Source organism: uncultured Methylobacterium sp. (assembly GCF_964244095.1).
Taxonomy (GTDB): Bacteria; Pseudomonadota; Alphaproteobacteria; order Rhizobiales; family Beijerinckiaceae; genus Methylobacterium.
On the sequence record NZ_CAXTHR010000159.1, the window covers coordinates 1 to 9,377 of the forward strand.

Consider the following 9,377-nt stretch of genomic DNA (forward strand, 5'->3'; position numbering starts at 1 on the left):
TCGATGTAGTTCGGGTCGCAGACCTCGCCGCCGTTGCCGATGTTGTTCAGGATCACGCCGCCGCCGCGCGCCTTCATCCGCGGGTAGACCAGGCGCATCATGTCGGCGTAGCCGAAGCCCTTGAGCGCCCAGCCCTCGCGCCATTGCCGCGGGCCGATGTCGAACAGCGGGCCGCTGGGGATCACGCCGGCGTTGTTGACGAGCACATCGACGTCGCCGGCCTCCTCCACGATGCGCTCGCAGGCACCGTCCAGCGTCATGTCGACGGCCGTCACGCCAACGGCGACGCCGTGCGTGCCGGTGATCGCGCGCTGGAGCGCGTCGAGCCTGTCGCCCGAGCGCGCCGTGAGGTGCAGGGCGCAGCCCTCCTCGGCGAAGGCGTGCGCCAGGCCCTCGCCGATGCCCTGCGAGGCGCCCGTGATGAGGATCTTCTTGCCGCTCAGTCTCAGGTCCATGGTGGCCGGCCTCCGATGCCGTCGCGGATCGCGGTTCGATCTTTAGAAGAGCGTCGTCGGCGCGTTCGTCCCGCGCGCCCGCTCGACCATCGCGGGCAGCAGGTCGACGAACTCCTCGACCCAGGCCCGCGGCACGCTCACCGATACCTTGACGAAGCGGTCGCCGAAGGTGGGCGTGTGGTACGCGCCCTGCCGGATCATGATGTCGTGCTCGGCATAGGCCGCCACGAGCGCCTCGGGGCGGATGCCGAGCGCGTCGCACTCGATCACGACGAAGTTGCCGTTGGACGGGTAGACCGGCATCGCGAGGCCGGGGATGGCGTCGACCGCCGCCTTCACCAGCGCCTGGTTGCCGCGCTGCTCGGCCAGGACGCCGGGGAACCACTCGTCCTTGACGGCCAGCCCCGCCAGGGCCGCACGCTGGGCCAGCAGGCTGGAGCCGAGGTTGTTGGGCGGCGCGGCGGCCAGGCGCTCCACCATGTCGGGATGGGCCACCATCGCGCCGACGCGCAGGCCGGCGAGGCCGAGCCACTTCGAGAAGCTGTAGACCGTCAGCGTCCGCTCCGGGTCTAGCGCGGCCGCGAGGTGGTGCTCGTAGGCGAAGTGGCGGTACGTGCAGTCGTGGATCAGGTAGGCGCCCGCCTCGCGGACGATCGCGACGATGGCGCCGATCTCGTCGGCGGTGCAAACGGAGCCGAGCGGGTTGTTCGGGTCCACGAGGTAGACGAGCTTGGTCTTCGGACCGACCGCCTCGGCCAGCCGCGCCGGGTCGAGGCGGTAGCCGTGCTCGGGCCCGTAGATCGGGATCTGCCGGACGGTCGCGCCGACCGCGCGCGCGAACGCCATCGGCCAGTTCCAGGTCGGGTCGGTGGTCACGAACTCGTCGCCGGGGCGGAGCAGGGTGTGGCAGGCGTGGTACAGCGACGCCACGGCCCCGTCCGACACCAGTGCGGCCTGCCCGGGAAGTCCGAGGTCGGCGACGATCCCCGCCCTCAGCGCCTCCAGGCCGGCCGGCGGCGCGTAGACGTGGAACGCCTCGTCCCGGGCACACCGCACCATCGCCTCCACCACCGCCGGGTGGGGCTTGCAGTGGTTGGTGTTCTGCCCGAGCCATTTCAGGTCAGGCGTGTTCACGAGCCTGTCGAAATGCGCGTTGCGGGCCTCGAACGCTCTCATGGTCGTGTCCCTATCGTTCCTCCGGCCCCTGCAACGCGGATGCCGAGCAGGTACCGACCTCGTCGAATGTTTGTATGCAGGATCGCACAGATTGCATATGCAGCGATCGTGACCTGGCGCGTGGCGGCTGCCGGGTGTCGTCCGCCGATTGGGCGCCCGCAAGCGCGGCCGGGGCCGCGCGTCACGCCTGGCCCGAACGCTTGAGCGCCACGTCCGCCAGCGCCGCCCAATCCTTCTCGCCGTCGCCGGCCGCCGCGGCGGTGAGGAACGCGTCGCGCAGGACGCTCGCGAAGGGGAGCGGGACGTTCGCGTCGTGGCCGGCCTCCAGCGCCAGCCGGATGTCCTTGAGCCCGAGCGTCATCTTGAAGCCGGCCGGCTCGTAGCGCCGCTCCCGGATGAGGGCCGCGTATCCGCGGTACACCGGGCTCGGGAACAGCGCCTCGAGGTAGATGTCGAGCATGGTGCCGCGGTCGAGGCCGTGGGCGGTGCCGAGCGAGGTCGCTTCCGCCATGGCTTCGATGGCGGAGGCGATCATCAGGTTGCCGCCGATCTTGACGAGGTTGGCCTGGAACGGCTCCGGTCCCACCGGCCACGTCTTCTTCCCGATCGCCGCCAGCAGGGGATCGATCCTCGCCAAGGCGGCGTCCGCTCCCGCCACCACGAGGTTGAGCTGGCCGGAGGCGGCGGCGTCGGGCCGGCCGAAGACCGGGGCGGCGACGTAGTCGATGCCGACGGCCGCGTGGCGCTCCGTCATCTCCCGGGCGAACGCCACTGAGATCGTGGAACAGTTCACGTGCACCAGGGGCTTGCCCGCCGCCGCGAGCCAGCCGCCGTCGAGCAGCACGCTGCGGATGGCGTCGTCGTGGGCCAGCATGCTGAACACCACGTCGCCCTGCGCGGCGCCCGCGGCGTCGGCGGCCGGCGTCGCCCCTTCGGCGGCAAGCGCCTCGACGGGTTCGCGCTCGCGGTTCCAGACCGTCAGCGCGTGGCCTGCGCGCAGCAGGTTCCTGGCCATGCCGGCGCCCATGGCGCCGAGCCCGATGAATCCGACGTCCATGCGATCGTTCCTCTCCAGTTTCAGGGCCGGGCGTTCGTAAAAAGTCTCATGGGTCGTGACCCGCAAGGTCCGGCGGACCATCGCCGACCCGCGGTCGCGGCGGCCTCATCAGCCGTACCGCTTGCCGCCGGCGAACCAGTCGTCGAACGTGTCCGCGGTGCTCATGACGACGTTGCGCTTGTGCTGGTAGCTCTTCAGCGCGTCCCAGCCGTTCTCCACGCCGTAGCCGCTGTCGCCGTAGCCACCCCAGATCGACCGCGGGTCGTTCTTGTGGTGGTCGTTGACCCACACCATCCCGGCCCGGACCCGCGCCGACACCCGGTGGGCGCGGGCGACGTCCCGCGTCCACACCGAGGCGCCCAGCGCATAGGGCGTGTCGTTGGCCAGTTCGAGGGCGTGCGCCTCGTCCCGGAACGGCGTCACCGTCACGACGGGGCCGAACACCTCCTCGCGGAACAGCGAGGCCGACGGGGGCACGTCGGCGAAGATGGTGGGCTCGACGAAGTGCCCGTCGCGCAGGGCGCCCGGCAGGTCCGGCCGGCCCCCGCCCGTGACGAGCCGCGCGCCCTCCCGCTGCGCGAGCGCGACGTGCGCGAGGCAGCGATCCCGCGCCGCGGACGTGATCACCGGCCCCATGTCGGTGGCGGGGTCGGCGGGGTCGCCGACGCGCAGGGCCTCCGTCCGCGCCTTGAAGGCGGCGACGAAGGGCTCGTAGATCGCCTCGGCGACGAGGAAGCGGCTCGCCGAGACGCAGGTTTGGCCGGCCGCCACGAAGGCGGCGAACGCCGCGCCGGCCGCCGCCTGGTCGATGCAGGTGTCGGCGAAGACGATCACCGGCGTCTTGCCACCGAGTTCCAGCGTGCACGGAACCAGCCGCGCGGCGGCCGCTGCCGCCACCCTGCGCCCGGTGGCGGTCCCGCCGGTGAGGTCGATGCGGCGCACGCCGCCGGCGTCGCAGAGCAGGGCTCCGGTCGAGCCGTCCCCGGTGACGACGTTGACGATTCCGTCGGGCAGGCCCGCCTCGCGGCACCACTCCGCGAAGAGCAGGGCCGTGGCGGGGGCGAGTTCGGACGGCTTGACCACGACCGCGTTGCCGGCCGCGAGCGCGGCGGCGAGCTTCTTCACGAGGATGAGGATCGGGTGGTTCCACGGCGTCAGGAGCGCGCAGACGCCGTAGGGCTCGTAGGACGTCGACGAGACGAAGCCGCCGCGCAGCCGGTTCGACTCGGCCTCCAGGCCCGCCGCGATGCCGCCGAAGTATTCGAGCCATTCGGGGATGCGCGCCATCTGGGCCCGCATCTCCCGGATCGGCCTGCCGGTGATGGCCGACTCGACGCTGGCCAGTTCCCCCATGCGGCTCCTCGCCAGGTCGGCCACGGCGCGCAGGTGCCGGCCGCGGTCGAGCGCGTCGAGCGCCGCCCAAGGGCCCGACGCCGCCTCGGCCGCCGCCACGGCCGCCGCCACGTCGGCGGCGTCCGCGAGCGGCACGCTGCCGAAATGCGCGCCGGTGGCAGGGCTCCCGACCGGGATGGACAGGGTCCCGGATGCTGCCCGGAAGCGGCCGCCGTAGTGGATGTGACGTCCGTCCAGGGTCGATGCGGGCTCGATCAGCGTGGTCATGGTTGGTGGTCCCGTCGTTCGTCGCGGCTCCGCCGCGGGTCCCCGGCCGGCGCCCGGCGTGGTCTCGCCGAAGGCCGGGCCGCCCTGCTCGGGAGCCCTGGGTCATCGCGGGGGGGAAGTGCTGCGATGAAGTCCGTGATGTCGTCGCCGAGGAGCGCCACATGCTCGCTGGCCGCCTGGAAGGCCGCCTCGGCGTTCCCCGCCTCGATGGCCTGGATGATGCGCTCGTGCTCGCCGATGGTCGCCGCCATCCGGCCGGGCTGCACCGTGACGTGCTTCCGGTAGGCCGCGACCCGCTTGCGCAGAGCCCGCGTCTGTGCCGCGATGAAGCTCGTGTGCGACGCGTCGTAGAGGCGTTCGTGGAACTCCTGGTTCACGGCGTAGAAGGCGTCCGCGGACCCGTCGCCCAGCGCCTCGACCAAGCGCGCATGCACCGCCCGCAGCGCCGCCTTTTCCTCCCGCGTGGCCCGCCGCGCCGCCGTCCTGGCGCAGAGGCCCTCGAACGCCGCCATGGTCTCGAACATTTCGAGGATGGTGGGGATCGAGACCGCCGCCACGATCACGCCCTGGCGGGGCCGGGTCTCCAGCAGGCCCGTCGCCACCAGGGCCTTCAGGGCCTCCCGCACCGGCGTGCGCGACACCTGGAAGCGCGCCGCGAGCTCGGCCTCGTCCATCCGCGCCCCGGGGGGGAGCGCGCCGCCGACGATGAGGTCCTCCAACGCCGTCCGGAGGTCCTCCGACAAGGTGCGGCCGCGCGCTCCTGCGACCCCGTCGTTCCTGTTTGCCGTGTCCGGAGCCATCGTCCGCCCATCCTTTGCTGCGCGCCCCCGATCGCCGACCGTCGCCCGGATGCGGCGCTCGAGCGACGCCGGCACGTGGCCCCGTCTACAGGTAATGCGTTCCGTGCATCCGCGCCGGGCCGGCCCGGCCGTTCCGGCGACCGTGGTCCGGTAGGCCGCCGTCACCACCACACCAGCCTCCGATCGACGGCCACGAGGATGCCGTAGAGCACGAGGCTGCTGGCGGACGCGGCCAGCACGGCGGCCCAGACCGTCACCGCGTCCACCTGGGCGGTGGCTTGGTAGATGATCTGCCCGACGCCCGCGTAGGCGCCCAGCATCTCGGTCACGATCACGACGATGGTGCCGCGGGCGAGGCCGACCCTCAGTCCCGTGACGAGGGACGGCATCGCCGCGGGGAGGCGCAGGCGCCAGAGGACGCCGAAGCGGCCCGCGCCGAAGCTGCGCAGGAGCGAGACGGCGGCCTCCTCCGGCCTCCGCAGCCCCGCGAGCGTGCTCACGAGCACGGGGAAGCTGACGGCGAGCGCCGCCATGGCGACCTTGGACGCCATGCCGATCCCGAACCAGATCAGGGCGAGGGGTACGAAGGCGACGGACGGCACCGCATTGATGGCAACGATCATGGGCATCGCGGCCGCCCCGAGCGCCGGCAGGAGCACGAAGGCCACGGCCAGCGCCAGGCCGACCGCGGCTCCGATCCCGAAGCCCGCGACGGTCTCCGTCATGGTGGTGAGGAGGCCCCAGGCCAGGGTCGTCCCGCCGTCGGCCGCTCCCGCGGCGATCGCCGAGGGGGAGGGGAGCAGGTAGGTCGGGACGCCGAGGAGGTCGGTCGCGCCCTGCCACGCGATCGTCAGGATCGCGACAGAGGCGACCACCGGCAGCCAGCGTGCTGCGATGCGCCTCATTCCGGCCTCCACCACACGAAGCGCCGCTCCGCGGCGGCGAGCAGGCCGTAGAGCACGGAGCCCAGGACGCCGGTGACGATCACCAGCACCCACATGCGCGGCACCTGTTCGAAGTAGAGTGCCTGCAGAAGCATGACGCCGAGGCCGACCGTGTCGCCGAACCACTCGCCGACGATGGCGCCGGCGAGGCTGAGCGACACCCCGAGCTTCAGCCCCGTCACGATGCCCGGAAGGGCCGTGGGCAGCGCCAGCATGAGGAAGAGCTGGCGCTTGGTGGCGCCGAAGCTCCGCATCAGCGCGACCCGCTGCGGGTCCTGGGCCTGAAGTCCCCGCAGGGTGCTCACCGCCACGGGGAAGAACGTGAGGAAGAACGCGATGGCCACCTTGGCAAGCAGCGTGTTGCCGAACCAGATCACCACGATCGCGCCGAACGCGATGACGGGGACGGTTTGCAGCGCGACGAAGATCGGCAGGACGGCCAGTTCGAGGACGCGCAGGCCGGCGAAGGCGAAGCCGCACAGGAGGCCGAAGGCCGAGCCGGACAGGAAGCCCAGCACCGTCTCCGCCAGCGTGCGTGCGAAGCCCGCGGCGAGGGCCGGCCCGACGGACCAGCCGTCCGCGACCACCACCGGTAGGGCCGGCAGGTACCGCGCCTTGATCGAGAAGAGGGGGACGGCGGCAAGCCACGCGAGCGCGACCCACGCGGGCGCGGCCCAGGGGGAGGCGAGCATCCGCGTCGTCCTCATGGCTGCATCGCCGCGAAGCTCTTCATGCTCTCCTCCTCGATCTGCGCCAGCAGGTGGCGCTTGATCGCTGCGAAGGCGGGCGTGGTGGCGAGCGACGGATCGCGGGGACGGGGCAGGTCCACCGTCTGCGCGCACTTCACGCGTCCGGGGCGGGCCGTCATCACCAGCACACGGTCCCCGAGGAAGATCGCCTCGTCGATGTCGTGCGTGATGAACAGGACCGTCCGACGGTGCCGCGCCCAGATGTCGAGGAGCCACCGCTGCATCATCGTCCGCGTGAGGGCGTCCAGGGCGCCGAACGGTTCGTCGAGGAGGATGAGGTCGCGCTCGAACAGGAACGTGCGCATCAGGGCGACGCGCTGGCGCATGCCCCCGGAGAGCTGGTGCGGGTACTTGGCCTCGAACCCGGCCAGCCCGAATTCGGGAAAGAGCGCCTCCGCCCGGCGGCGGGCCTCCCGGCGGCTCACGCCATCGACCTCGAGCGCCAGGGTCGCGTTGTCGAGCACGGTGCGCCAGGGGAACAGCAGGTCGCGCTGCGGCATGAAGGAGACCTTGCCGAGCAGGCACCCGTCGCGTTGCGGCTTCCCGTCGAACAGGATCGATCCGTCGGGATCGGGGGGCAGGAGCCCGGCGATCATGTTGAAAAGGGTCGACTTGCCGCAGCCCGAGGGGCCGATCAGCGTGACGAACTCGCCGAGCTGGATCGCGAGGTCCAACTGCCTGACGGCGACCGTCTGCTGCGCCCCCGCCCCGAACCGCTTCCAGACGTTGACCAGTTGCAGCAGGGGCTGGCGCGACGGCGGCGCGCAGCCCGCGCCGTCGGCGGACGCGGTCGTGGCGGACCAGCCTGCAGGGGACTGGATGCTCATGCTCAGAGCTTCTTGTTCGCGTCGGGGACCTTGTCCCAGAAGCTGGCGTCGAACGCCGGCTTCAGGTCCACCGGGGCCTTCAGCGCCTTGTAGGCCAGGAGCTGGTCCGCGACGGACTTGACCACGCCCATGTCGACGTAGCCCAGGCCCCTGGTCTTCCCCGAATGGGCCAGCATCAGATTCTCGATCGCGTCGAGCATGAGTTCCTGGTGCTTGCGGTCGAGGCCGCTGCCCGCCGCCATGACGATGTCCACGGCTTCGGCCTTGTGCTCGAACGCGTATTTCCAGCCCTTCAGCGTGGCGTCGAGGAAGCCCTGCACCTCGCCGGGCTTCTCCCTGATCACCTTCTCAGACGTCACGATGGCGTCCATCTGGGTCGCGACGCCGAAGTCGTCGGCCTTGAACACCTTGAGACCGGTCACGCCCTGCTCGCGCAGCGTGTTCAGCTCGTTGTAGAGGGTGACGGTGGCGACATCGTACTGCCTGTCGATGAAGGGCTGCATCGAGAACGGCTGCGCGACGACCTTCATGTCGCCCGGCTTCAGCCCCTCGTGGGCGAGCACCGTGTACAGCGTGTACTGCGAGCCGGTGAACCAGGCTGCGACCGTCTTCCCCTTGAAGTCCTTGACGGCGTCGATGCCGGAGCCCGAATGGGCGACGAAGGCGTAAGCGGAGGCCTGCTGGGACATGCCGATGCAGACCAGGGGCAGGTTCTTCTCGCGGGCGTAGAGCATGCTGTCGATCGCGCCCGCGATGCCGAACGTGTCCGCCCCCGAGGCGACCAGGGGCTCGACGCCGATGTTCGGTCCGCCGGGGTTGATCGTCATGTCGAGCCCGGCCTCCTTGTAGAAGCCCTTCGCCTTGGCGACGTAGACGCCGGCAAACTGTGCCTGGGCGACCCATCTCAGGCGAACCGAGGCGGCCGTGGCGACGCTGCCGTACATGACCGTCCCGGCCAACGCGGCCCATGCCAGACCTTTGGTGAGCAGCGTCATCTGAGCGCCTTCCCAGTTTGTATGCCAAATCTGCCAATCAAAATACATGCCAGGAACGACGACGCGTCGTCTCTCCCCGGTCGGCGCGCCGACGACCCGTCAGTCCATCGCGTTTCGGATGAGTTCCCTTGCTCGATCCCCGAGCGACGTCGCGACTTGGCATCGCATTCAGCAGAGGAGGTAGGCCGCTGCCGGGCAGCCTTGCGCCAGCAGCCGTGGTCGCGGAGAAAGTGCACCGTGCAACAGGCAGGCGTCAATATGCAAGAATGTCGTTTTTGGATACCGAAGACCGTTTACTGGCCCGCTCATCCTCGGGGGCGGGTTCAGAATCGGCACGCCATGGCGGCTCCCTGATCACGCGGCGCGGACCAAGCGGGCAGCAAGGTCGTCGGGCCGAGCGGGCCAGACGAGCATGGCCGTGGGTCGGCGGAGGGTCCGCGAGCCGGCACTGTGCGACGGCGTGTGGAGGACCGAACGGTCCCACGTGTCGGGCGACACGGTAAGCCTATCCGGTCGCGACATCAGGAGCCCATGGCATGACTCACCCCGACGCCACCCTCACCCCCTTAAAATGCCTTCCCCGAATCCCCTGGCGCGGGACGGGATCAGGCTGGACAGGCCGAAAGGCACTGATTATACCCCCGCTCCAGCCGAGGCCGCCACGCGGTCCGGTCAGCGCCCAGGTAGCTCAGTTGGTAGAGCATGCGACTGAAAATCGCAGTGTCGGCGGTTCGACTCCGTCCCTGGGCACCAT

At 70.9% G+C, this 9,377-nt stretch carries 9 protein-coding genes and 1 tRNA gene; 1 reads left to right on the forward strand and 9 read right to left on the reverse strand.

Annotated elements, in window-relative coordinates; genetic code table 11:
- From ACFE86_RS19065 to ACFE86_RS19105, 9 genes are all read right to left on the reverse strand, one after another.
- On the reverse strand, positions 1 to 455 hold a 455-nt coding region (locus tag ACFE86_RS19065), incomplete at its 3' end, for an SDR family NAD(P)-dependent oxidoreductase (RefSeq protein ID WP_375456897.1).
- A 42-nt stretch (positions 456 to 497) separates the two neighbouring features.
- Complete coding sequence (locus tag ACFE86_RS19070) at positions 498 to 1,631, reverse strand: pyridoxal phosphate-dependent aminotransferase (RefSeq protein ID WP_375456898.1); 1,134 nt, start codon at positions 1,629 to 1,631, stop codon at positions 498 to 500.
- A gap of 181 nt (positions 1,632 to 1,812) precedes the next feature.
- Complete coding sequence (locus ACFE86_RS19075; RefSeq protein ID WP_375456899.1) at positions 1,813 to 2,688, reverse strand: NAD(P)-dependent oxidoreductase; 876 nt, start codon at positions 2,686 to 2,688, stop codon at positions 1,813 to 1,815.
- Positions 2,689 to 2,796: 108 nt separating this feature from the next.
- Positions 2,797 to 4,308 (reverse strand): aldehyde dehydrogenase family protein, encoded by a 1,512-nt coding sequence (locus ACFE86_RS19080; RefSeq protein ID WP_375456900.1) that lies wholly within the window; start codon positions 4,306 to 4,308, stop codon positions 2,797 to 2,799.
- The gene (locus tag ACFE86_RS19085) at positions 4,305 to 5,108 is read right to left on the reverse strand and encodes a GntR family transcriptional regulator (protein WP_375456901.1); all 804 of its coding nucleotides are present in this window, start codon (positions 5,106 to 5,108) and stop codon (positions 4,305 to 4,307) included. The genes ACFE86_RS19080 and ACFE86_RS19085 overlap by 4 nt, the downstream gene beginning before the upstream one ends.
- Positions 5,109 to 5,269: 161 nt before the next feature.
- A complete protein-coding gene (locus ACFE86_RS19090) occupies positions 5,270 to 6,013 on the reverse strand; it encodes an ABC transporter permease (RefSeq protein WP_375456902.1) in 744 nt (247 codons plus the stop codon).
- Positions 6,010 to 6,744 (reverse strand): ABC transporter permease, encoded by a 735-nt coding sequence (locus ACFE86_RS19095; protein WP_375456903.1) that lies wholly within the window; start codon positions 6,742 to 6,744, stop codon positions 6,010 to 6,012. Before ACFE86_RS19095 ends, ACFE86_RS19090 begins: the two co-directional genes overlap by 4 nt.
- An 11-nt stretch (positions 6,745 to 6,755) precedes the next feature.
- Positions 6,756 to 7,628 (reverse strand): ABC transporter ATP-binding protein, encoded by an 873-nt coding sequence (locus ACFE86_RS19100; RefSeq protein WP_375456904.1) that lies wholly within the window; start codon positions 7,626 to 7,628, stop codon positions 6,756 to 6,758.
- A 2-nt stretch (positions 7,629 to 7,630) separates the two neighbouring features.
- Entirely contained in the window at positions 7,631 to 8,623 is a 993-nt protein-coding gene (locus tag ACFE86_RS19105) for an ABC transporter substrate-binding protein (protein ID WP_375456905.1), read from the reverse strand.
- A gap of 677 nt (positions 8,624 to 9,300) precedes the next feature.
- Between ACFE86_RS19105 and ACFE86_RS19110 the strand changes: the two genes are divergently transcribed.
- Positions 9,301 to 9,376, forward strand: a tRNA-Phe gene (locus ACFE86_RS19110).
- Position 9,377 lies beyond the last annotated feature (1 nt).

Excerpts from the sequence above, each read along its gene's own strand:
- ACFE86_RS19095 (WP_375456903.1), bottom strand. The coding sequence starts at position 6,744 with ATGCTCGCCTCCCCCTGGGCCGCGCCCGCGTGGGTCGCGCTCGCGTGG.
- ACFE86_RS19105 (WP_375456905.1), bottom strand. The coding sequence starts at position 8,623 with ATGACGCTGCTCACCAAAGGTCTGGCATGGGCCGCGTTGGCCGGGACG.
- ACFE86_RS19100 (WP_375456904.1), bottom strand. The coding sequence starts at position 7,628 with ATGAGCATCCAGTCCCCTGCAGGCTGGTCCGCCACGACCGCGTCCGCC.
- ACFE86_RS19085 (WP_375456901.1), bottom strand. The coding sequence starts at position 5,108 with ATGGCTCCGGACACGGCAAACAGGAACGACGGGGTCGCAGGAGCGCGC.
- ACFE86_RS19080 (WP_375456900.1), bottom strand. The coding sequence starts at position 4,308 with ATGACCACGCTGATCGAGCCCGCATCGACCCTGGACGGACGTCACATC.
- ACFE86_RS19070 (WP_375456898.1), bottom strand. The coding sequence starts at position 1,631 with ATGAGAGCGTTCGAGGCCCGCAACGCGCATTTCGACAGGCTCGTGAAC.
- ACFE86_RS19075 (WP_375456899.1), bottom strand. The coding sequence starts at position 2,688 with ATGGACGTCGGATTCATCGGGCTCGGCGCCATGGGCGCCGGCATGGCC.
- ACFE86_RS19090 (WP_375456902.1), bottom strand. The coding sequence starts at position 6,013 with ATGAGGCGCATCGCAGCACGCTGGCTGCCGGTGGTCGCCTCTGTCGCG.